Origin of the sequence: Peribacillus sp. RS7 (genome assembly GCF_041956845.1) — a bacterium.
In the GTDB taxonomy this organism is placed as follows: domain Bacteria; phylum Bacillota; class Bacilli; order Bacillales; family DSM-1321; genus Peribacillus.
Genome location: NZ_CP168135.1, coordinates 4,031,296 through 4,054,206, shown reverse-complemented (window position 1 = coordinate 4,054,206; position 22,911 = coordinate 4,031,296). Strand labels below are relative to the sequence as shown.

Sequence of the window (22,911 nt, the reverse complement as noted above, 5' to 3'; positions counted from 1 at the left end):
CCGTATGACATAGGAGGAATAATATTGAACAATATGAAAGAAAAAAGCCAACTTGAGCGAGAGCGTTTAAATGCTTTACAGCGGTATCAAATACTTGATACACCGCCAGATGGCGCTTTTGACAGGGTTACAGCCCTTGCATCGCAACTACTCAATGTCCCTATCGCAATAACAAGCCTCGTCGACACGGATCGGATTTGGTTCAAGTCCCATCATGGTTTGGATGTGGAGGAAATAGATAGGGAGCCAGGGCTTTGTGCTTCGGCCATTCTTAATAATGTTCCTTATATTCTTAATGATGCTAGTTTAGACCCCCGATCATTAGCGAATCCTTTGGTTGCAGGTGAAAACGGATTTCGTTTTTATGCAGGCATCCCATTGAATACCCATGATAACCATAACCTTGGCGTGTTGTGTGTCATTGATTATAAACCGCGTACAATTACAGAAGAAGAGTTGGATATGCTCAGGTCTCTTGCACAAATCGTCATGGATGAAATGGAATTGCGTCTGGCTTCACTTCACATAAATAAACTCAGCAAGGATAAATCCGACTTATTGGCGGTCTTAAGTCATGAAATCAGAAACCCCTTGAACGGGATTATGGGAATGGCAGAACTGTTACAATCAACTGAATTGACTGAAGAACAAAAAGAATATACAGAAATCATTGAAACGAGCGGAAAGTCACTGCTTACGGTGCTCAGTCATATATTGGATTATTCGAAAATGGATGAAGGTAAAATGGAAATGAACATTCAACCATTTGATATCCGTTCCTGTGTGGAACAGGTCATCCAACTATTCACAGCGGAAACCGCTAAAAAGGGAATCCGACTACTAGGGGAAATCGATTCTAATATTCCTATGGTATTATTGGGCGATGATCATAAGATTCGTCAAATCATCATTAATCTAGTAGGAAATGCCATTAAATTTACGAATAACGGGGAAATTAACATTGCCGCCGCTTTGATTCCCGATGAAAAAAACCTTGATTTCATTCGTCTATCCTTCACTGTGAGGGATACAGGAATCGGTATCCCAACTGACAAAATCAATGGATTGTTCCATTCTTTCAATCATATGCATCCCCAAGGATATGAAGAAATGAACAGAGGAACCGGATTGGGGCTTTCCATTTGCAAACGTTTGACGGAATTGATGGACGGACGCATTTGGCTTGCTGGGACAAGCGAAAAAGGTTCTATCTTTACCTTCGAAATAAAGTTGCCGGCATTAAGCCAGGAATGAAAACCTATAGTAAACTATTACTTCAATCGATATGAATACAATGGGCCCAGACTTTTATAAGTTTTCTACTGGGTCTCTTTTCTTTGTTCTTTTTTTATGGTGGATGCTATTGACCATTCCCCATCATAACTTTCTATTAATTGCTGCTCCGTTAATCGATTTAACCTTTTATTCGTTTCCTTTATACTTTAATCCTTTAGTTTGTTCTCACTGGTGAAATAAGATGACGATATGAAGAATTACCGCTTGGCTCGATTAAGACAGGACTCATTGGACCACCAAAACTTAGTCTGACCTCTTTTTCTTTTATCGCTTTTAAGGCATCCATTAAAAAACTTCCATCTAGTGATATACTTAGCCCCTCCTCTCCTGTGATTGCCATGATGCTTTGCGTTTCTTCTATTTCCCCTAGTTCTGATGTGGTAGAAGAAATTCTTAACTTAGTATTATCCAGGATTTCCAGATGTACATTGTTATTCCTCGATTCACTTGCAAAAAGGCAGGCTCTATCAATACCTTTCAACAGTAGATTTGTATCCAAGGTGATGATCGTTTTTAAATCTTTTGGCAGCAACCCTGATACATTAGGATAATTACCTTCAATCAGCCTAGAAAAAAGTGAGAAGTTGTTTGATTTAAACACCATATGGCTTCTCGAGATGAAAATATGTATAACACCCGATTGATTATTAATTAAATTGGTTAATTCATTAAGGCTTTTACTTGGAATGATGAACGAACCATTCACCTTCGATTCTAACGCAAGTTCTCTTACCGCTAAACGATGAGTATTTGTTGCAACACAAGAAAGTATGTTATCCCTGAATGTCATATTGACGCCTGTCAGAACGGGTCTGGCCTCAGTTTTAGAAACGGCAAACGCAATCTGCTTAATGATTTCCAGTAATTCAACACTTGGGATTTTAAAATGACCATCTTCATCAACTTGAGGAAGGTTTGGGTATTCCTCCGAATGGAATCCATTTAGATTCGTTACAATTTCATTTGATATAATGGTAACTGATTGATTTTCGTTCAGCTTTACATGGATATCATTAGGTGATTTTTTAACGATCTCACTTAAATATTTTGCCGATAATACGACAGTACCCTTTTGGTAAACCTCCAATACCCTTACTCCATCAATCGTTAAAGGAATGTTTTTTTCAATGACAATATCGGAATCACTGCCAATAAGGATTAAGCTATCGTCATTAGCCACTATCATTATTCCTGATAAAATGGGTATTGGTGTTTTTATGGAAACTGCATGACTGACTTCAGAAATCGCTTTAATGAAACACTCTTTTTTTATTAAAAATTCCATGAAAGAAGTTCACCCCATCATAATCGTTTAATGAACTTAATTCGACAAAATCCCTAAAAACCCCTGTTTGACCTTAATATTAAGCAAGTCTTGCAAAAGAAAACTCCCCAGCAACATTTCTATAATAGGAAGGGCAAGCATGCAATGCATATCTCATAACGATACTCTTAATCTTTCTATACAAATTTCCATACTTTTACTGGAAGATGTTGAATTTCAAGAGTACTAGATGCACTTGACAAGTAACCTGCAGGTATCGTTAAATATAAAAAGACCGTCCGGACGGTTTTGTGTTTCAATGTTACTCATGGATTCAATTGACTAAAAGGAATTTGTTCTTTTATCGTAAGAACGGCTGCGAAACAAGCTTTAATAGCTGAAGTGGCTAATTATATCCTTTTTCAACTAGGATAGGATATATTTTTTAACGATAGAAAATATTAGACTCGCAATAAGGTTTTAGTTTAATATGGGGACTTTAGATGATAAGATGCTTGGGAATATGATTGGAAAGAGTAATGAATATACAGGAGGAGATTATCTTGAATCCTTATGCATTTTTGGCAATAGCCATCATAAGTGAAGTTTTTGGTAGTTCGATGTTAAAAGTATCAAACGGATTTAAAAAGTTATACCCTTCCATTGGTGTGGTAATGGGAATGGGGGTGGCTTTTTATTGCCTGTCTTTATCTCTTATTTCCATTCCGCTTGGAACGGCTTATGCTATTTGGTCGGGAATAGGGACTGCTTTAACTGCTTTAGTGGGAGTTATCGTTTATAAAGAGAGCTTTAACCTGAAAAAATTTTTAGGTCTAGCCCTAATCATTGGAGGAGTGGTTGTTTTGAAACTCTCCAGTGGCGGATCTCATTAACATTTTAATAATCGGAGGTAATAATATGAAAGGGTACATAGCCTTAGGAGTATCTATCATAAGTGAATTATTTGGTACGACCATGCTTAAGTTATCTGAAGGATTCACACATTTATTCGCGTCATTTGGGGTTATTATAGGATTTGGAATAGCATTTTACAGCTTATCTTTATGTCTTAAAACAATTCCGTTAAGCATGGCATATGCCATTTGGGCAGGAATAGGGACAGCTTTAACAGCATTAATTGGCGTATTATTATGGAATGAGCCATTTAGTATCATTACGTTGGGTGGCTTGGTATTGATCATTGGTGGAGTGGTTTTGCTAAATGCTTCACACACCCCGAAACAAGCAGGAGAAACGTCAAACTAATGGTTTGACGATCCTCTTTCCCCGCTCGTTGAACAAGAAAAAGAGCCGATGTCCTCTTTACTCCTTACATTTTTACCTTACACCTTGAACCGCATTAGAAAAGGCCGCCATGGCGACCTTCTATTTTTGAATATTGAATTTAATGCTTTGACCTTTTTTTGATAACCTAATTGGTTATCACATTTCTTCCTTTGCCTTTTCCTCTTATAGCTCAGGCTTTCACCAAGTCCTTCGTGCAAAGTCCGTGAACTTGAATTTATCAGGTCTATGCCTTGATTCGCTATATTGAAACAAGCTTCCATCGATTAAATGGACGGTACTTTTCACAACTGCCACCATATCGTAGTCTTCTATGTCCAATAATTGTTTATCTTCTTCACTGCATGGCTCCACGGTAATTTCCTTATTGGAAAAACCAATCTGGAGCCCGAGTTCCTTTTCGATATAACCATAAATCGAATCCTCACAAATTTCCTTTGTCAGGTTAGTTACGAACTCACTATTGAAATAGTCTTTGTCCAAAATGATTTTCTTCCCATTAATTTGCCGAACCCGGAACACTTTCCATACTTCCTCACCTTCAGTTAAGTCAAGAAGCTTGATCAGGCTTGAGTCGGGGGTCTCAAGCTCCATGGTATGGATGATCGTTTTGGAATGCAGATTCAACTTTTCCACCATTTCTTTATAGGAAATCAAGCCTGCTACAGGAAAATTAAATTTACTGAAATCCAACACAAAGGAACCCTTGCCTTTGATTTTATGGATATACCCATTTTGTTCGAGCAAATGTAAGGACTTTCTCACAGTATCCCTGGATATCTCGTACTCTTCCATGAAGCTGCTTTCGGAAGGAAGCTTTGAATTTGTCGGAAAGGTTCCTTCTTCGATTTTTGAAACAATATCACCATAAAGCGATAGGTATTTGCTGTTCATTTCATCACCACAATATATTTTTGTTAGTCCCCTACTCTTCCTTTTTCAACAAATAGACAACCGATTCATAGGGACGAAGGATAATATCATCTGCAAGGTCTTTCGAATCGATATAATTTGAAAGTAGGAGCTCTGACTTGAATCCTGATAGGTCAGCATCTTTTGGAATTTCGAAGGACGCTTCTTTTGCATAAAAGTTATTGATGACCAAAAGTTTCTCATCTTCATAACTGCGTATATAGGAGAACAATTGATCATGATCTCCTAGAATTTCCTGATAGTCCCCATATGCAATGATATCATGTTTCTTCCTTAAGAATATAAGTTTTTGGTAATGATGAAAAATGGAGTCCTTATCCTTCAGTGCTTGTTCAGCGTTGATGATCCTAGCATTATCAGGCACTGTAATCCATGGCGTCCCTTTTGTAAAGCCTGCATGCTCCGTATTTTCCCATTGCATGGGAGTTCGCGAGTTATCACGGGATTTAGCTTGAAGGATTTCGATTATTTCCTTTTCATCCTTGCCTGCCTCTTTTAAAATATTGTAATAATTAATCGATTCCACATCCCGATATTGTTCAATATCATTGAATTTCGGGTTGGTCATCCCTATTTCTTCCCCTTGATATATATAAGGGGTCCCCCTGAGCATATGAATGGCTGTTGCCAGCATCTTGGCCGATTCCTTTTGATACTCTTGATCATTTCCAAACCTGGACACAATCCTCGGCTGGTCATGGTTACACCAGAACAGTGCATTCCACCCATTTCCCTCTTGCATCCCATATTGCCAGCTGCTTAGGATATCCTTTAACTTCCTGAAGTCAAAATCTGCAAGTGACCACTTTTCCCCATCCTTGTAATCCACCTTTAGATGATGGAAACTGAATACCATGGATAGCTCCTTTTCATCTGGAGATGAATATTTGATGCAATGGTCAATGGTCGTTGATGACATTTCCCCTACTGTCATCACCTCTTCATCCTTACCAAAAGTTTCTTCATTCAGGTCTTTAAGGAATTGATGAATTTTCGGGCCATCTGTATAATAGCAACGTCCATCTCCATCTTTGTCATTTTCAAATAAATCGGGTTTCGATATAAGATTGATGACATCCAACCGGAATCCTTTGACACCTTTATCCATCCAAAAGTTTACTACATTGAAAATTTCCTCCCTTACTCTGGGATTTTCCCAGTTAAGGTCAGCTTGTGTCCGATCGAACAAATGAAGGTAGTATTCATCATGTTCCGCTAAATATTCCCATGCAGAGCCTCCAAATTTCGAAATCCAATTCGTAGGGGGCTCTCCATCTTTCGATTTCTTGAAAATATAATAGTCTTTATATTCTTTCTCTCCAGCCAATGCTTTTTGGAACCATTCATGCTCCGTTGATGTATGGTTGAATACCATATCCAGCATGATGTGGATATCCCGTGAATTAGCTTCCTTCACCAATCTCTCGAAATCATCCATTGTCCCAAACACAGGATCAATAGATGTGTAATCCGCTACATCATATCCATTATCATTTTGAGGTGAACGATAAAAGGGAGTCAGCCAAATATAATCCACTCCCAGTTTGTCAAGGTAATCAAGTTTTTCAATTACACCATTTATGTCACCGATGCCGTCACCGTTTGAGTCCTTAAAAGACTTCGGATAAATTTGATATATGGTACTTTTTTTAAAATCCTTCAATTTATATCCTCCTCTGCTGTCCCGGATGTATCTTTTTGGTCAGTATGGTAAAAAGGAGGGAGAATGCTCTCCCTCCGCATTATTAAGCATTTAATTTCGTTGGTTTCGTTCTTGTTTTCAAGTTCATTTGTGGACGCTTGGAGAATACTATAGTCAAAATGAATGGGACAACGAAAGCAACCAACATCGCGAGTGCAAACATTCCCATATGCTGTGGCTGGATGGAAAGGATACCTGGAATACCCCCGACACCGATTGAGTTTGCCATTACTCCAGATCCGACAGAAACGATTCCTGCGAAAAGTGAACCGATCATACCGGCTAAGAACGGATAGCCGTACTTCAGATTAATGCCGAACATGGCTGGCTCTGTTACACCGAGATAACATGAAATCGTGGCAGGAATCGAAACTTGTCTTTCCTCCTGATCCTTTCTGTTGATGTAAATCATCGCAAGCACTGCTGTACCTTGTGCAATATTGGATAAGGCGATCATCGGCCATAGGTTCGTTCCACCCAATTCACTCATAAGCTGAAGATCGATTGCGTTTGTCATGTGATGCAGTCCTGTGATGACAAGCGGTGCATAGGCAAAGCCGAAAACGGCAGCAAATAGCCAGCCCACTGATGAATTCAATCCGGAATATACAACCGTAGAAATGACTGAACCGATTTTCCATCCTAAAGGCCCCAAAATGGTGTGGGCAATGATTACAGTTGGTAGTAAAGCAAAAAATGGAACGACGATCATGGAAATGGAATTGTGTACTTTATCTCTTAAGAACCGTTCTAAATACGCCAAAACGAACCCTGCAAGTATAGCTGGGATGACTTGGGCCTGATAGCCGATCATATCGACCTGGGCAAAACCGAAATCCCAAAAAGGTATGTCACTTGCCTTTGTGCCTGCAACTGCATATGCATTAAGAAGTTGTGGGGAAACCAGGGTTAACCCAAGGACGATGCCGAGAATTTGAGTCGTGCCCATTTTCTTTGAGATGGACCAGGTAATCCCAACTGGAAGAAAATGAAAAATAGCTTCACCTATCAACCAAAGGAAGGCATGGACCCCTGCCCAAAATTGTGAAATATCCACAAGGGTTTTCGTGCTATCATCGAACATTTTAATATCGCCGATTATATTACGGAAACCAAGGATGAGTCCGCCAACGACTATGGCAGGAATCAGTGGGGTGAAAATATCCGCAAGATGGGCAATCATTCGCTGCAGCCAGCTCATATTCTGTTTAGCTGCCGTTTTCACATCTTCTTTTGACGCTTCCTGAAGACCAGCTATGGAAACGAATTCATTATAAAACGATGATACTTCGTTCCCGATAATGACCTGGAACTGGCCAGCCTGTGTAAACGTTCCTTTCACAAGCTTAATCGATTCGATATTCGTTACATCCGCCTTGGAGGGGTCTTTCAAAGCAAAACGCATTCTTGTCGCACAATGCGTAACCGTCGCAATATTCTCTTTCCCTCCGACATGTTGAAGCAAATCCGTTGCTGGTTCTGTGTATTTACTCATTTCACTACTTCCTTTCCCTAGAAAGCAAAATATAGTTGTTTTTATAACCTGTACGTATAGGTTCTGTATACGCTTTCATATTATCCTGTACGTACAGGTTCTGTCAAGAACTTTTTTCCTCTCTTGCATTTATCTTTTAAAACGATTGATTCTCACGGGCTTTGATTTACCGATCTGAAAATTGATAAAAAAGTTGTTAACACGATTCATGTTATCCCGTAAAAGTTGCATGTAATACAGTAAGTTCTTCCTAACATGATAAGTATCTCTGAGAAATGCCTATATAGGGTATAATGATGATATAACCTCTTAAATAACATTTCAGTGGTTAGAATATAAAAGGCAAACGGGGGATGAATTTTATGTCTGAAACTAATAAATTCCCACTTATATCCGGTTATCTATCTCTGGATTTAGTGAACACAGAACTTGTAAATCGTGGTCACCGTCAAGACTTATTGCTTTCAGAAGGCAATGCACTGGACTGGATTCAGGTAATAAAAGGGGAAAACTCATTTTGGGATGATCAGCTAATCCTAAAAATAAAAGAGAGAATCGGACAGGTATTAGAAAGTATTCTAGAAATGCGTACTATTTTAAGAATACAATTTGAATTAATAGCAGATGGGAATCCAATTCCTGATGAATTTATCGCTTTTTTAGAAAAAAAAATCAAAAAATCACCTTTCACTTATAAATTAATGGATCAAAAACTGATTGCCATACCTGTTGGAGAAGCCGAAGATATCCTGCTGTCTTTTATTGCTTATGACTTTTTAACTTTAATTGAAAAGAATAAGCTTACATCATTAAAGCGATGCTCGAATAATGATTGCGTGCTGTTATTTATTGATGAAAGTGGAAGACGCAAGTGGTGTTCAATGAAAATATGCGGTAATAGAAAAAAGGTAGCCCGCTTTCAACACCGCAAATCTGATGATGAATGAAGTTCCAACTTATTGAAAGAGTTGGTTCTTTTTTTATGGTTTTTAACTAACCATTAAAAACAACTTTGACAGGTTAGTTCATTTCGTGTAATGTTTACATATATAAAAAAGGAGGGCTAATGATGGACCGCATATCAGTAGCGAGGGAAAAAGAAACACGTTTTTTTCATATACGTTATTTATCTAAGATGAAGGGAAAAGGAAGAAGTCCTTTACAGATAAATGTAAAGGACGCAATAACGGGATTGATTGGTGGATTTTTAACGATCTTCGCTTTAATTCTTTTAACAAACATGACATCAGCAGTGTGGTTAATGGCTCCATTTGGTGCCAGCTGTGTACTGGCGTTCGGTCTGTGGAACGCGCCGTTATCACAGCCACGGAATATTATTGGAGGCCATTTTGTTTCAACATTCGTAGGTTTAGCTTTCTATCATCTTTTTGGCGACGAGCCTTGGGCGATCGGCTTGGCTGTCGGATTAGCGATTGCTGTGATGATGCTGACAAAAACGACCCATCCTCCAGCCGGGGCAGACCCACTTGTTGTTATGCTTGGCCACTATAGCTGGAGCTATTTAATTACGCCTGTTTTAACTGGTGCTGTTATAATCGTTTTCCTGGCATTGTTAATTAATAATTTGCGCAGCAATCGGAACTATCCAACTTTTTGGATTTGATGTAAACGATTTAATGAATTATTCAAAATGAGTAAAAGAAAGAATGATTATTTAGAATGAACCGTAATGATATTTTGCAATGTTTCACTATAATGAAATAATTTTATTTTTGTACCGACTACTTATCTAACAAAAAAGAGGGTCATCTCACCTCCCTTCTTTGTTAGATATTCGAAAGGAAATCCTGTAGTTAACTCTTCAAAATATTAACTTTCAGCGTTTAGTTTTACATGCGTTCCTGCTACTTCCACTCCGTTAACAAGGAGTGATATTCGATGGATTCCCTTGTAATGGCGACGTGTAGTCAAATCTTTCCAATTGTGAATCCTCACTCTTTCAACTGCCTCACTATCTGTGAAATTCCTATCTGCCAGAAGGAAAATTTTACGGGAAGTTTTCTGATTCGCTTTTACAAAATCGATGGCGTACTCAATACGCAGTTTCACTGGATTCTTTTCTTGCACACGAAAGCCGAAATGAAGTTCACTGGTTTCGCCAATAAAAATCGAGTCTGGTTCATTTCTAATAAAAGCGTTTGAAATGATATTAGGATTATTCAAGACATCCGTGTAACCAAATAATGAAAGGACTTCTGGATCTGCCTGACGAACAAGGTTCCTGCATCCCCGCCGGACAATCCAAATCGTGTTGGCGTCTCCACTTTCATGCCAGCGCTTGGCAGTTTCTATTACGGCTTTGGGATGATCTTTGGCAATATCATTCAAGTTATTGGCCACACTTTTACGAACATATAGGGACGAATCTTTTTTCAGGTTCTCAAGTAATTCCAAGACTGGTTTCGGATCGGATTTGAACATCGGTAAAGATTGCCCCCAAGGTAACCTGGGCCTACATCCCTCACTTGCCAGCCTGCGGACATGTTCGTCCCCATGTTTTGTCCAGTCTTTCATCTTTTCGATCATTTGAGCGGGATCGAGTAAGATAAAAGCACGTACTGCAAATTCAGAAGATGACTTTGAAGTAAACCGCTCCAAGGCAGCAAGCGATAACTGCCAATCCTTCTTATCCAATCCATGTACCTCTACAAAATCCGGGAAAAATAAATACCTAAAACCTTCACAATCCTTATCAAGCCGATACAATATACCCAAAGCCTTTTGATAATCACTAGGTAGATGCTTTCCAAGGGTTATGGAAATATGTCTGATACGTTCTTTTAATTTCCTATCATCCCAATGTTCATCCATAACTTCCTCAATAAACGATTCAGAAGAAAAGGACGGATGGACATCTCTTACTTTTTCACTGAATTCACGAATGAAAGTTTCACTATATAAATCCTTTAAAGGCTCAGCCATTTATTTCACTCCTTTTCTTCAGGTTATATTTCCTTTAGTAAGCCATCCCTTTATCATTTATGTACTAAAAGCAAAATACGATGACAAGGCGACTAGCTGTCTTAACTCAAGTCACAAGCTTTTTTGAATATGGCATTAAGATCACTAAGCTGATTGATTTCGTAGGTTGGCTATTCCCGTTTCTCTAAATTCGCCACCAATCAAGTGCCCCATTAACAGCCAGGTGCCCTTGTTCAAGTAACTACGATAGGTTTTCTTCAGTGCAAACCCATCAACCACCCGGCCATATTCTTTAAAAAAAGTGAAAAAGCGCGTATTGATTACCTCTTCCAGCGATATTCCCCCCAAGGACTTCCACAAGCCTGGTTGATGGTTTTATAATACGCTTCCACTTGTGGTATAAACCTCATTTGTTCTCATTGAGAAGCAAGCGCAGTGCATCACTTCAACCTTACGAAAATCTAAAAGAGTATCATCTATATCAAAAAATAAAGCTTTGTATCTGTTCAAGTGTATCACTCCATACCGTATTCCATCTAACTTTGACCATGCCAGAGCCTGACTAGGTCATTTCAGGAGCCCTTTGTCTTTTCCCTCCTATTTTGAATATTATCATCCCTGCAATGATTATCAGGATACCTGCCAACTTCTTAAACGTAAAAGGAACCTTCTCCAACCCTAACCAGCCTGTAGAATCCCAAGATAAAGCAAACACAAGCTGTGAGGCCATAACGATTGAGATGGCGAAGGTAGGTCCGAGAAGCTTTACTCCCTGCGTCACACAAGTGACTACGCCTATGCCAACCAAACCATTGAACCAATACCAGGGCTTCATGTTTTGCAGTTGAAAAAGATCCCATCCCTCAAATACGAACCCGCTTAATAATGAGGCAAGAAACCCCAATCCTAATACAAGAGTAGTCGTTGACCATGGATTGACATGTTCATTTACCTTACTATTAAAAACGTTTTGCAAACTAACCATTGATCCCGCGAGGATTGCCCAACTTAATCCAAGTAACATCGTATCTCCTCCTCCAATTCTCTTATCAAACAATCTATTCATAGATATTATGGCTGGATAGTGCCTTTAACCCTTCCCAGTCTTTAACTTGGATGTAGCCGTTGGACCGATCAATTAAACCGTCCTTGCAAAGCTGCTGGATGACTCGATTCAGGTGCCTGTAACTTGTTCCAATAAAGTTTGCAGTATCCTTCAAGCTCTCTGTATTCAGGCGTCCAGTTATTTGGGCACTTGTTTCATCAAACGAAACAGATAGGAGGTAACTTGCAAGCCTTACTTCAACTGGATGCATTAAATTAAAACTAAGTGACTTGGATTTAATGTAAAACTTCTGAGTGATGACTCTTAGTAAAAATTGCAGGAAGGACGGATGACCTTCAGCATACTTTTTTAACCATTGATGATGGATGCCGATTACACAGACACCTGATACCGCTTCAACAGTATTAATGATATCTATACTCTGTATGTATTCAATATCCCCGATTACCTCAAGAGGTGTTTTAAAGGACAGAATCAGATTCTTGCCTTCAACTGAAGTCGTATACACTTTAACTTTTCCCTTAACCAGCACGTACAAATAATTCAAGCGATCGCCTTGGGAGCAAATGCACTCGCCTTGCTCAACCTGGTATAGAGATAAATGGGGCACCAATGCTCCCTTAAAAACGTTTTCCAACTGATGGACCTTCAAATAGTGATTGAGTTTTTCAGTATCCATTATTTCTTTCATCTGTTAAGATTCACTTCCTGCCTATTTCTTATATCCTTACAATTATACTGCTAATAAAATGATGCCTGCCATCATCAAGCCAAGCCCAATGAACTGTGGCAGTTGCATCTTCTGTTTCGTTACCCCAAACCAACAATTGCTATCAATGATAAAGCTAAAACTTAGCTGAGCTAATAATAGAGCTGATACCGAAAATGTTACACCAATTTGTTTATAAGCAGTAATATTGCTGAAAATAATCACCGCAGCAAAAGTGCCACCTGACAAATACAATGGTTTGACTTTTTTGAATTCAAGCGCATCCCCTTTACGTATCAGAATTAAAATCAACCCGGCAATGATGAAACCAGTGAACTGGGTGATTGTTGCGACTTGCCACGTGCTAAGGTCCCGGCTAATCCGGGAATTGGCTACACCTTGCAACGTTAGAAAGGCTCCGCCAAAAAATGAAAAGAAAATCCCTTTCACTGTGTCTTCCCCCCTTCAATCTCTCCATCATTAAATAACAGAAAGAGAATTCAGGAAAGGACATATGTCCCGCAATGTGAATCTAGGAAAAAAGAGAAGGACCTGTTGAGAGCATCATTTACAGAGTAGATTCATCCTAAAGTTCAAACATAAAAATTTTGAATGTTTTTCTTTTGATAAATGCCTCATTTCTGTACCTCTCCATATTTCCGTTTGGTTCTTTGAACAATATCCTTTCATCACTAAAAAAATTCATGGAATACTCTTTATTATCCTTGGATTCTTCATCTGTTTAAACGAAGAAAATCCCCACTTCAACTCAACATAAAAAAGCTGCCGCATCGACAGCTTCAATTTTAAAAACTATTACTATACTTTATCCATATTCCTGGTATGCTCTAGAATCTTTCATTGGTGATATCTGCATTTACAGCAAATGCAGACTTACTACCCTCTGCGGCAGCAAGGGTTAATGAAGATGGACCTGCTTGAGAAGACTCCCCTGCGGTATAAATATTTTTTTGAGAGGTACGACCGGCATCATCCGTTACGATAGCTCCATTTTCTTGCAGTTCACAACCCAGTATTTCAGCAAATTGATGAGGTCGATAAAATGATGGCACAATAAATCCCCCAGTCCTTTCCACTTTAAGACCTGAAGCAAATTCAACCATTTGCAAGTACCCATCTTTGCCATGCAGTTTTGTTATAGGCTCTGTCACGATAGTGATGTTCCTTTGTTGCAGTTCATCCTTTTTCATTTTAGACATTTCATGCCCATTCGTTGCCACCACTAAATTTTCTGACCAATTGTAAACGAGTTTTGCCATATGATGTGCAGCATCTTCATTCTCTGTAATTATAATTAGAGGTTGATCTCTTAATTCCCATCCATCGCAATATGGGCAACTATAAATACTTTTCCCATAAAAACTTTTTATATCTGGTACGGAAGGAAATTCTTCATGAACACCTGTTGCAATTATTATCTTTTCTGCAAAGTACACTTTTTCATCCACTGTCAGTATTCTAAATATATCGTTAACCGCTTCTCTCGAAATTTGTGTTACGGTTTCTTCGAAATATTGAATAGATGGATAGCTTTTCAGTTCATTCAATGCAATTCTTTTAAACTCTGCGGGTTTAATACCATCGCGGGTTATAAAACCATGAGATTCAGTCGTGACTCGATTCCTGTTCGTTCCGTTATCAAACAAAGCTATTTTCCTGCGCGCCCTACCTAAAACTAAACTAGCATTTAAACCAGCAGGGCCGGCTCCTAGAACTACACAATCGAATACCATCATATTCATTCCCCCTTACTGAAATAGGAAAAAATCTAAGCCTTTACCAATCCAAAAAATGATGTTCATCTCAAATTGGTTCAATAGTGATAACCAAATTAACCTATATCATTAAAGACATCAAAGGCTAACTTTATCTATAGAAGATGGACGAATCAATTACAGATATTGTGACTCTATAATAGCTTCAATGATTACAGGAGTCAATCTAATAGCTCGACCTGACTTGACGGCCGTTTTGTTAAAACAGTAATAATGGTTCATACAGACTTTTTATGATGGAATAGGTGGTTTTAATGAAATATACAATAAACGGGGGGGTTCTTCGACCTACTTGTCGAAAGTTCTAACGAAGTTAGCGAAACATGGCCTGATCGATCCAGCCTCAGGTGTTCAAGGGGGATAGCGTCTAAACAAGGATAAAATGGAAACTTCCTACTTGGATATCATTCGTGCAGTTGAAGGGGCGAGGACAATAATGGAGCTAGGTGATTCATAAAAAAAGTAATAATGGAATCTGAGCAGATCATGGAAGATTTTTTGCAATATAATCAATTGGATAAAATAGGGGAAAACTTCTCTGACAGAACAAACAATTAATAAGCGAAGGTCACCAATCCTTTGGTGACCTTCGCTTGTTTTCCATTTACATGAACAATAAAAGATTCTTTCAACTAATAGGTCTGGTCCCAAAGAAATATTCATCATCTTTACGAAGACCGGTTAAATGATACCTTCTTTATTGTTATATTTAGAAAAGGTTTCAATGACTGCCCTCGTTAATATTTCAATACCTGTGAAAATGGCTTCCTGATTAAATGCCATGTTGGGATGGTGTAACCCTGGCTTTAAATCGCAGCCCACTCCAAGCATCGTGGCTTTGATTGCAGGTCTTTCCTTTGTATAAAAATGAAAATCCTCCCCGCCGGGGGTAATGATGGGCTTAACGACCCCTTTAGCCCCTAAGGTTTTTTCGATTGCCTTCTCCATAAATCGTTCCGCTTCTTGGTCAATGCATGCGGCATAAACTCTTTCTTTGTGCTCGAAGCTAATTTGACATTGATGGAAGACCGACATTTTCGTCAAGACATCGTCCACCTTCTCGATCAATTCATCCATCGCTTCATTCGTTTGGGCGCGTAAGTCAAGACTGAACTTGGAGGACCCAGGTATAATATTCGCATTTTCCCCTCCTGCAGAAACCTGTGTCATTTTTACTGAATAGGATAATTGCGGGTTTAGCCGTATTCCTTTAAGCTGTTCAACGATGTCAGTGATCACTTCAATGGCATTTAAAGTCAAATGGGGTCTGGCACCATGCCCGTCAAATCCGTGAATCTCACCGAACACTGTATCGGCTGACCCGTGAATGATTCCTGAAGCAGCTTGTCCATACTTAATTTCCTGAATGGGGCGCAAATGAAGACCATAGAGAAAATCAATATCATCCAATACCTGTTTTTCAATCATCTTTAAAGCACCTTCACCAACTTCCTCGGCAGGCTGAAAAATAAACTTCAACGTACCAGGAAGATTGGTCTTCATTTTTCTTAATAACAGCAAGACACCCAATACAATCGTCATGTGAGCATCGTGCCCACATGAGTGGTTGGCACGTATTGTCCCGTCGACCTCCTGAAGGAGAGCATCCATATCAGCCCGCAATCCGACCGTTAACTTATTTCGCCCTTCCTTTGGATACCAATTGCCCACGATCCCAGGCATATCCCCAAAACTTGTCACCTCAAGATCGTTTTTCATGAGAATCTCTGAAATATAAGCTGTAGTCTGATATTCATTCCAGCTTACTTCAGGATTCTCATGAAGATGGTGGAAAAAATCCAAAACTTGAGGTTTAATTTCATTCAATAATTCCTTCATCAAACCACTCCTTATTCTCTCAGGAGATACCGAGGGCCACTGCTGCAATTAATGCGATGCAAGCAATCAAAGCCCACCCGAGAATTAATTTCCAAATGAATTTCACCCATCGCTCATAGGGAATCCCAGCGATGGCCAAATATCCCATTAACGCTGATGACGTTGGGATGATGGAATTCGTAACCGAATCCCCATATTGGAAGGCAAGTACGGCAAGCTGTCTTTCCAAACCCAATATATCCGTAATGGGAACCATGATCGGCATTGTTGCCGCAGCTTGTCCGCTACCCGAAGAAATGAATAAGTTCAGGATTGCTTGAGTGAAGAACATGCCTACGACATTCAACGTTTGCGGTAAATGACTTATCCCGGACGCCGCCATGAAGACCAATGAATCTATGATTTTCCCTTCTTCCAGCACTACTGTTATAGCCCTTGCAAAGCCGACGATCAATGCCCCAAATGTTACCGCTTTGGCTCCCTCGATAAATGAATCAAATATTTTCCCAAGCTGTAAACCGCCGACAAGCCCGCTAACGATACCCATAATCAAAAATGAAGCGGTGAGCTCGGTTAAAAACCAACCCCATTTAAACACGCCATAAATGTTAAAAGCCAGCCCAAAGATCATCGCTATGAAGACTAGCTTGTGACGCGCCGTCAATTCAGGGAAATCGACCAAACCATCCGTGCGTTTTTCTTTTTGTTCAATATCGTAGATTACGCTTTTTTCAGGATTAAGCTTTACCTTATTTGCATAACGGCTAACATACCAAATGGCAAATGCCAGTACAAAAATATAGACTGCAAAGCGAAAACCGATTCCAGAGAATAAAGGTACTTCAGCCAGTGATTGTGCCACCCCGACCGTAAAGGGATTGAGCATGCCTCCGAAAAACCCGCTGGCTGCCCCAAGTGTAATCATGGCCGTTCCAGTAACTGCATCAAAGCCCATCGCCCTTGCTATGGCGATACCAATCGGTACAAAGATGATGGTCTCTTCTGCCATCCCCATGCTAAAACCGCCAATTGAAAAAAGCAGCATACTCAACGGAATTAAAAGCTTCTCCCTCCCCTCAAGTGATCGGACCCCTTTGTAGACCCCCGCTTCAATGGCCCCAGTAGTGCGTATGATCCCGAATGCACCACTTACAAGAAAAATGTAAAAAATAATTTGGGCTCCCTTTTCCAATCCCAATGGAATGGAGGTGAAAAGGTCAAAGAAGCTCACAGGGTCTTGTTCAATAGCTTGATAGCTTCCGTCGACTACAAGCATTCTACCCGATTCTTTATCTTCAACCCGGTCAAATTCACCAGCCGGAATTACATATGAGGCTAGTCCTGCCAAGATGATTATGATAAAAATAAGCGTGTATGTATGCGGTACTTTTAACCTTGTCTTTTTCTTGACCGGTACACTATTTTTTTCGGTTTCCATCCATTCACCTCATCATGTACGAATTATATTTAAACCTGTTCTTTTTTTATGGTTAATTGCTCAAGAATTTCCTCGTTAATTATGATTCCAAGCCCAGGTTCCTTTGTTAGATGGACGTATGGAATTTCATAATCAAGATTTCCAATATCGAGACTGAATAGCAGCGGACCCGTCAATTCAGTACTGGTAATGTTTTTTCGTGAAATGGCTGTATGATACCCTGCTGCGGACCCGATTGATGATTCTACCATTGAACCGATTTGGCAGCTGATTCCTGCAAATTCTGCTGTTTTTGCCAATTGGATAGCCTGATAGATTCCGCCGCATTTCATTAGTTTAATATTGATTATATCTACGGCATTCTTTTTAATGATTTCTTGTAAATGGGTTCCGTGATGGATGCTTTCATCAGCCATAAGTGGTATGTTCGTTTTTTCCTTAAGCTTTGCAAGACCGTCAATGTCCCCCATTCTAATCGGCTGTTCCAACCATGAAAGGTTAAATGGTTCCAGAGCCTTCACTGCTGGAAGTGCATTGGCATAAGTTCCCCATCCTTGATTGGCATCGACCCGAATTGGAACCTTCTTCCCGACTTTTTGTCGAACCGCAGCAATCCGTTCCACATCTGAGTCAATATCCCAACCGACCTTAAGTTTTAATGAACTATAACCTTGGTCGACGGCTTCCTGTGCTTTTTCAGCCATAATCCCCGGTTCGTCAATACTTAAAACCTTAGCGAAAGAGAGGGATTCATGGAATTTCCCACCTAATAAATCATAAATCGGTAATTTGGTATATTTACCCATCAAGTCATAGCAAGCTATATCAATGGCCGCTTTTGCGGAGGGATTTCCAATGATGGCAGAGTTCATGATATCGTGTATCTTTTCTAAATTAAAAGGATTTTCCTGTTTTACAACCGGTAACAGGACATGCTTCAGTACTTCGAATGTCGCATAAAACGTTTCCCCAGTCACATGTTCATCAGGCACTGCCTCCCCATATCCCACCATCCCGTTATCGGCTATTAATTTTACGATAATAGAGGGCATATGCTTGTATGTTTCATAGGAAATGACAAATGGCTCTTTTAATGGCAAATGAATGGCATGAATTTCACAACGTTCAATAAACAAAACTATCCTCCCCTTTCACTGTCGCTATATGTCGTTAATAAAAACAATATATACCAATCTATTTTTTCTGTAAAGTCTGAAAATTTAATTTTCAGTAATTTTCTTGAATTTTTCCGCAGGTACATATAAATTCCGAGGTCTTCCTTGCCCATATGGGTGTTCCTCTCCAATTTTGTTGAGACAGCCTCCTTCAGTGAGTCTTTTAACGAATCTTTCTGCCGATCTTCTGGTACAGCTCATGTATTCCTCCAGCTCTGCTGCAGAAAAAGCCCGAAAATGATTTATCGAAATGAACTGATGAATCATTTTTATATTTTTCGCACTCATTTTTAGTTCCCTGGCTAGTTTTTGAATGGATTCATCTTCATTTTTCAATTCCACCTGTTGATTTCCTTCAAATAATGGTCCCTGAAGTTTTTGATCTTCATCAACTAAGCAAGCTACCGTTTTTCTCTTTAGAAATTTATTGGTAAAAAATAATGCTTGTGCCGAATGTTTTTCCGCCTCTTGAATCGTATATCCATATCCAATGCCAATTTGGAAGAAAGTTTGAAACTCTTGTTCCATTTGTCCGATGATTTCATCATAAATTTCTGATTCAAACGCCTGCAGTGCTCCGCGTGTAGTATAAATCAAATGTGGATTTAAGTATTCAAGAGAAACACGAGCCTGTAATCTCTTACTCACTTTCTGTAAAAAATTTAAAAATAGATCACTTTCTTTAAGATTTTGTTGATAATCTTGAATGGAAATGACAGCAATCTGGGATTCTTCCGTTTTCTTTAGCTTCAACAAGGAAATACCTTTTGTGAGACTGTCCATTAAAGTATGTTTGGGCTGAACCATATATCTACAAGGAATTGATAGCCTTTGAAGCTCCTGATAAACAGCATGAATGCTCGTTAGTGCGAAATGGGTTTTTCCTTCCTTATGCATATTTCTGTGGAATTGAACGAATTCTGCTATGTTTAGGATCTGGGTATCTTCTTCCCTCTTGTATATCCAAGGATAATCCTTCACATAAAGGGGTTTTTCTGCGATTTCTGATTCTTCCAATACCTTCATTAACCGGTTTTTGTCCGGTAAATCGATTGAGATTTCATTTATAGTAACCTGTTCCCTATGAGAAATCGATAACAACGAAAGCGCAACTGTCAATTCATCAAAAGGGACATAGATAGCTTCTATTAAATTCCGTTTAACTTGTTCGTATCCATAATAAAAAGGGATGGAACCTGAAAACAGTATTAAATCGGTTTGTTTGCCCGCATTTTCAATTAATAGACTGGTTTCTTCCGGCATATCATATTGAAAGGAAATGAATTGAACCTCAGGAAACATGGGAAAGTGGACAGATAAGGATTCCAAAAAATACTTTGAGCCTATAACACCGATTTTCATGTTGTTTCACCTCTAAAATGAAATATTATTTTTATTATAACGCTAGAATCTTATTAGTAGCTAAAAAACATTCACCAAAATCATGCTTGCAAGTGGTAGTCCATCACGTTCCCCAAGAACTTATGAAAATGGTAATGTCACTTACGATAAACTAACATCGCCCATATTTGTATTTTTTAGTATATTATGAATAAGGAATGGAGAATCGGGAGAAATAAGGAAGTATTAATGACTTTGTCATTTCCTCCTTACAACCCTATCCTTCTTTTCCGTTTGATCATGATAATTGGAACCATTTCTGCCACCCTTTTAGTTTACTTTAGTCAGAAAAGTAAATGTAGTAGCTTTTCCATTGGCATGCTTATTTCACTTAGCATGGTGTATTACATTTCTGCGGAATTATCGGGTTGCTTTTTCGGATTACCGGCTTTTAGCTTCCACATATAAAGTATTCATTTCTAATTCACCAACAAAACATTTGTTCTGAAGGGAGTTCAAGATGATCAAAGGTCTCTATGAAGCACATTTACCAGTATCAGATTTGCAAAGGTCGATTGATTTTTACCACAAACTTGAATTAGAGCTTGCCTATCGAACCGAGAGGGTCGTTTTCTTCTGGCTTGAGAAAGGGAAAAGTTGGCTTGGTCTTTGGAAAACGGACCAAGTGGAAATCCCCTATCATCCTTCCATCCGTCATGTGGCTTTACAAATTGATTTAGGTGACATGCCATCTGCGAAGGATTGGCTGAAAGATAGAGGAATTGACATTCGCCCATTCTTTAATTTTACTGAAGGACAGTGCCTTTAGTTCTCGATAATAACCCTCAAGCTCATGCTGCCGTTTATTTTGAGGACCCAGATGGAAATGTCCTTGAATTGATTGCTCCATTAAGGTTGGACTTTGAAGAAAGTTTTGGGGAGATGTCATTAGAAGATTGGTATAAACGATTCCCAATATAAATGGAGAGATGATTCCCAGTTGTTTGTTGCAGTTTAAGAATGGGGATCTCCTTACGGAAGTCCCCATTGATCTAGGCAAAGGATTCTTGTACAAATGTATAGATTATTACGGGATATCATGTCCCATCGAGCTAGTTAAAATGTTAAACCACTGTTCTTTTTTCATGCTAAGGTTTAGTGAATCAATGGCACTGTCCAGACGTTCTTTCTTACCGGATCCAACGATAGGAACGATTTTTGCAGGATGTCTCAACAGCCATGCATACATAACTTCATCTATTCCTTTAGCACCGATTTCCTCTTTTACGATTTCTAACGTTTTTCTTAAGCGGACAGCCTTTTCATTCGATTCCTCAAAGATGCTTCCTCCTGCAAGCGGTGACCATGCCATAGGAGCCACTCTCATTTCCTGACATAAGTTAATGGTTCCGTCTTCGAAGTTTTCAAGATTGTATGCAGAAAGTTCCAGTTGATTCGTCACAAGAGGAAATTCAAGGTAAGATTGAAGCATATCCCATTGCGTTTTTTTGAAGTTCGATACTCCAAAGTTTCGGACCTTTCCTGATTCTTTTAATTGATTAAATGCTTCAGCCGTTTCCGCCGGGTCCATTAGGGGATCCGGACGATGGATAAGTAATAAATCAATATAATCCGTTTTAAGATTTATAAGAGATTGTTCAACAGACTTTATAATGTGAGTTTTATCGGTGTTGTAATGGTGACTTTTATGAGAAGGACGGTTTTCTGATCGGATGACTATGCCACATTTTGTGACAATCTCCATTTTATCGCGTAAAGATGGCTTTAATGAAAGTGCGTCCCCAAAAATCCCCTCACATGTATAGCTACCATATATATCAGCGTGATCGTATGTAGTGACCCCCCGATCCATTCCATGTTCAATAAGAGATAGGATTTCCTCGTTGGAAAGTTTCCAATCAGCCAATCTCCACATACCGTGAACAATGCGCGAAAGACTAAGATCTTCAGTTAGATTGACTCTTTGCATGTTTTTTCTCCCCTTTTATATCATGATCGGCTAGTTAATTAGTTGTTTGTTATGGCTTTCCTGTGTTCTTGTTTTTATTTTTGTGCCAGTATCTTTCGCTACTGCCATGAACCTTAGTATAATTTAAAATTCCGAAGAATTCTAATCTTGAGTGACCCTTTAATTCCACATTTATTTATCGCCACTTTAAGAGTGCAGATTCCCACGTTTGATCCATAAGAAAAAGGCTGCCGTAGCAACCTCCTTCCCCTTTCCAGCACGAAATATCAAATCACTTAGTTAGCCCCTTTGTATTTTCTCGTGTAATTCCACGATTTCTATCGCTAAATCTTTTGTTGTCATGGATGTCATCAAGTGATCTTGAGCATGGATTAAGAGCATTGGAATTTCGAATTCCTCACCATTCACTTCTTGTTGGATCAATGCGGTTTGGATTTTATGTGCAGCGACAAACTCATGTTCCGCTTCCTTTAATTTATCTTGGGCATCGCTTGATTTACCTTGTTTTTGCAATGCGATGGCTTCCATTGCACAACTGCGGGCATTCCCGCTATGGAGAATCAATTGAAATGATAATTGTGATAGATCCTCTTTTGTTTTCGTCATATTAACACCCCAT

Annotated in this window: 21 protein-coding genes and 1 pseudogene; 6 read left to right on the top strand and 16 right to left on the bottom strand. The window is 39.2% G+C overall.

Features of this window, described 5'->3' with window-relative positions:
- Positions 1–33 precede the first annotated feature (33 nt).
- The gene (locus tag ACDZ29_RS20355; protein ID WP_375091180.1) at positions 34–1,254 is read left to right on the top strand and encodes a GAF domain-containing sensor histidine kinase; all 1,221 of its coding nucleotides are present in this window, start codon (positions 34–36) and stop codon (positions 1,252–1,254) included.
- A gap of 196 nt (positions 1,255–1,450) precedes the next feature.
- Here the strand turns inward: ACDZ29_RS20355 and dnaN are convergent, their stop codons facing one another.
- The gene (gene dnaN, locus ACDZ29_RS20350; protein ID WP_375088482.1) at positions 1,451–2,581 is read right to left on the bottom strand and encodes a DNA polymerase III subunit beta; all 1,131 of its coding nucleotides are present in this window, start codon (positions 2,579–2,581) and stop codon (positions 1,451–1,453) included.
- A 542-nt stretch (positions 2,582–3,123) separates the two neighbouring features.
- On the opposite strand from dnaN, the gene ACDZ29_RS20345 reads away from it, so the two are divergent.
- Together ACDZ29_RS20345 and ACDZ29_RS20340 are read left to right on the top strand one after the other, a co-directional pair.
- Entirely contained in the window at positions 3,124–3,453 is a 330-nt protein-coding gene (locus tag ACDZ29_RS20345; protein WP_375091179.1) for a DMT family transporter, read from the top strand.
- A 25-nt stretch (positions 3,454–3,478) separates the two neighbouring features.
- Positions 3,479–3,826, top strand: coding sequence for a DMT family transporter (locus ACDZ29_RS20340; RefSeq protein WP_375088481.1), 348 nt, complete (start codon positions 3,479–3,481; stop codon positions 3,824–3,826).
- Positions 3,827–4,045: 219 nt separating this feature from the next.
- Here the strand turns inward: ACDZ29_RS20340 and treR are convergent, their stop codons facing one another.
- The 3 genes from treR to treP all read right to left on the bottom strand — a co-directional run bounded on the left by treR (position 4,046) and on the right by treP (position 7,995).
- On the bottom strand, positions 4,046–4,759 hold the full coding sequence (gene treR, locus ACDZ29_RS20335) for a trehalose operon repressor (protein WP_289324572.1): 714 nt from the start codon (positions 4,757–4,759) through the stop codon (positions 4,046–4,048).
- Between the two features lie 31 nt (positions 4,760–4,790).
- A complete protein-coding gene (treC, locus tag ACDZ29_RS20330; RefSeq protein ID WP_375088480.1) occupies positions 4,791–6,461 on the bottom strand; it encodes an alpha,alpha-phosphotrehalase in 1,671 nt (556 codons plus the stop codon).
- 82 nt (positions 6,462–6,543) lie between these two features.
- Positions 6,544–7,995, bottom strand: coding sequence for a PTS system trehalose-specific EIIBC component (gene treP / locus ACDZ29_RS20325; protein ID WP_375088479.1), 1,452 nt, complete (start codon positions 7,993–7,995; stop codon positions 6,544–6,546).
- A 362-nt stretch (positions 7,996–8,357) separates the two neighbouring features.
- Between treP and ACDZ29_RS20320 the strand changes: the two genes are divergently transcribed.
- A complete protein-coding gene (locus tag ACDZ29_RS20320) occupies positions 8,358–8,942 on the top strand; it encodes a CGNR zinc finger domain-containing protein (RefSeq protein ID WP_375088478.1) in 585 nt (194 codons plus the stop codon).
- Between the two features lie 122 nt (positions 8,943–9,064).
- A complete protein-coding gene (locus ACDZ29_RS20315) occupies positions 9,065–9,619 on the top strand; it encodes an HPP family protein (protein WP_289324568.1) in 555 nt (184 codons plus the stop codon).
- Positions 9,620–9,825: 206 nt separating this feature from the next.
- Here ACDZ29_RS20315 and ACDZ29_RS20310 read toward each other — a convergent pair whose 3' ends face one another.
- From ACDZ29_RS20310 to ACDZ29_RS20265, 10 genes are all read right to left on the bottom strand, one after another.
- Positions 9,826–10,938: a DNA alkylation repair protein gene (locus ACDZ29_RS20310; protein WP_375088477.1), complete on the bottom strand. Its 1,113-nt coding sequence runs from the start codon at positions 10,936–10,938 to the stop codon at positions 9,826–9,828.
- A 144-nt stretch (positions 10,939–11,082) separates the two neighbouring features.
- Positions 11,083–11,298, bottom strand: coding sequence for a hypothetical protein (locus ACDZ29_RS20305; RefSeq protein ID WP_289324566.1), 216 nt, complete (start codon positions 11,296–11,298; stop codon positions 11,083–11,085).
- 202 nt (positions 11,299–11,500) lie between these two features.
- Positions 11,501–11,962, bottom strand: coding sequence for a DMT family transporter (locus tag ACDZ29_RS20300; protein ID WP_375091178.1), 462 nt, complete (start codon positions 11,960–11,962; stop codon positions 11,501–11,503).
- 34 nt (positions 11,963–11,996) lie between these two features.
- Positions 11,997–12,695, bottom strand: coding sequence for a Crp/Fnr family transcriptional regulator (locus tag ACDZ29_RS20295; RefSeq protein ID WP_289324564.1), 699 nt, complete (start codon positions 12,693–12,695; stop codon positions 11,997–11,999).
- A gap of 42 nt (positions 12,696–12,737) precedes the next feature.
- A complete protein-coding gene (locus tag ACDZ29_RS20290) occupies positions 12,738–13,163 on the bottom strand; it encodes a DMT family transporter (RefSeq protein WP_375088476.1) in 426 nt (141 codons plus the stop codon).
- A 398-nt stretch (positions 13,164–13,561) separates the two neighbouring features.
- Positions 13,562–14,470: an NAD(P)/FAD-dependent oxidoreductase gene (locus tag ACDZ29_RS20285; protein ID WP_375088475.1), complete on the bottom strand. Its 909-nt coding sequence runs from the start codon at positions 14,468–14,470 to the stop codon at positions 13,562–13,564.
- A 720-nt stretch (positions 14,471–15,190) separates the two neighbouring features.
- Complete coding sequence (locus ACDZ29_RS20280; RefSeq protein WP_375088474.1) at positions 15,191–16,348, bottom strand: M20 peptidase aminoacylase family protein; 1,158 nt, start codon at positions 16,346–16,348, stop codon at positions 15,191–15,193.
- Positions 16,349–16,367: 19 nt separating this feature from the next.
- Positions 16,368–17,786, bottom strand: a complete 1,419-nt coding sequence (locus ACDZ29_RS20275; protein WP_375088473.1) for a YfcC family protein — start codon at positions 17,784–17,786, stop codon at positions 16,368–16,370.
- Positions 17,787–17,815: 29 nt separating this feature from the next.
- Positions 17,816–18,922 carry a mandelate racemase/muconate lactonizing enzyme family protein gene (locus tag ACDZ29_RS20270; protein WP_375088472.1) on the bottom strand — a complete coding sequence of 369 codons (1,107 nt, stop codon included), beginning with the start codon at positions 18,920–18,922 and terminating at the stop codon, positions 17,816–17,818.
- Between the two features lie 84 nt (positions 18,923–19,006).
- Positions 19,007–20,263: a MarR family transcriptional regulator gene (locus tag ACDZ29_RS20265; RefSeq protein WP_375088471.1), complete on the bottom strand. Its 1,257-nt coding sequence runs from the start codon at positions 20,261–20,263 to the stop codon at positions 19,007–19,009.
- A gap of 559 nt (positions 20,264–20,822) precedes the next feature.
- Between ACDZ29_RS20265 and ACDZ29_RS20260 the strand changes: the two are divergent.
- Positions 20,823–21,283: pseudogene (locus tag ACDZ29_RS20260) on the top strand (VOC family protein).
- Positions 21,284–21,389: 106 nt separating this feature from the next.
- Here the strand turns inward: ACDZ29_RS20260 and ACDZ29_RS20255 are convergent.
- Together ACDZ29_RS20255 and ACDZ29_RS20250 are read right to left on the bottom strand one after the other, a co-directional pair.
- Entirely contained in the window at positions 21,390–22,292 is a 903-nt protein-coding gene (locus tag ACDZ29_RS20255) for an aldo/keto reductase family oxidoreductase (protein ID WP_375088470.1), read from the bottom strand.
- 279 nt (positions 22,293–22,571) lie between these two features.
- Entirely contained in the window at positions 22,572–22,898 is a 327-nt protein-coding gene (locus tag ACDZ29_RS20250; RefSeq protein ID WP_375088469.1) for a PTS lactose/cellobiose transporter subunit IIA, read from the bottom strand.
- Positions 22,899–22,911: the final 13 nt, after the last annotated feature.

Coding starts and splice junctions, on each gene's coding strand:
- ACDZ29_RS20250 (WP_375088469.1), bottom strand. CDS start 22,898: ATGACGAAAACAAAAGAGGATCTATCACAATTATCATTTCAATTGATT.
- treP (WP_375088479.1), bottom strand. CDS start 7,995: ATGAGTAAATACACAGAACCAGCAACGGATTTGCTTCAACATGTCGGA.
- dnaN (WP_375088482.1), bottom strand. CDS start 2,581: ATGGAATTTTTAATAAAAAAAGAGTGTTTCATTAAAGCGATTTCTGAA.
- ACDZ29_RS20285 (WP_375088475.1), bottom strand. CDS start 14,470: ATGATGGTATTCGATTGTGTAGTTCTAGGAGCCGGCCCTGCTGGTTTA.
- ACDZ29_RS20315 (WP_289324568.1), top strand. CDS start 9,065: ATGGACCGCATATCAGTAGCGAGGGAAAAAGAAACACGTTTTTTTCAT.
- ACDZ29_RS20275 (WP_375088473.1), bottom strand. CDS start 17,786: ATGGAAACCGAAAAAAATAGTGTACCGGTCAAGAAAAAGACAAGGTTA.
- ACDZ29_RS20280 (WP_375088474.1), bottom strand. CDS start 16,348: ATGAAGGAATTATTGAATGAAATTAAACCTCAAGTTTTGGATTTTTTC.
- ACDZ29_RS20355 (WP_375091180.1), top strand. CDS start 34: ATGAAAGAAAAAAGCCAACTTGAGCGAGAGCGTTTAAATGCTTTACAG.
- ACDZ29_RS20300 (WP_375091178.1), bottom strand. CDS start 11,962: ATGTTACTTGGATTAAGTTGGGCAATCCTCGCGGGATCAATGGTTAGT.
- ACDZ29_RS20255 (WP_375088470.1), bottom strand. CDS start 22,292: ATGCAAAGAGTCAATCTAACTGAAGATCTTAGTCTTTCGCGCATTGTT.
- ACDZ29_RS20310 (WP_375088477.1), bottom strand. CDS start 10,938: ATGGCTGAGCCTTTAAAGGATTTATATAGTGAAACTTTCATTCGTGAA.
- ACDZ29_RS20320 (WP_375088478.1), top strand. CDS start 8,358: ATGTCTGAAACTAATAAATTCCCACTTATATCCGGTTATCTATCTCTG.
- ACDZ29_RS20295 (WP_289324564.1), bottom strand. CDS start 12,695: ATGAAAGAAATAATGGATACTGAAAAACTCAATCACTATTTGAAGGTC.
- ACDZ29_RS20265 (WP_375088471.1), bottom strand. CDS start 20,263: ATGTTTCCTGAGGTTCAATTCATTTCCTTTCAATATGATATGCCGGAA.
- ACDZ29_RS20340 (WP_375088481.1), top strand. CDS start 3,479: ATGAAAGGGTACATAGCCTTAGGAGTATCTATCATAAGTGAATTATTT.
- treR (WP_289324572.1), bottom strand. CDS start 4,759: ATGAACAGCAAATACCTATCGCTTTATGGTGATATTGTTTCAAAAATC.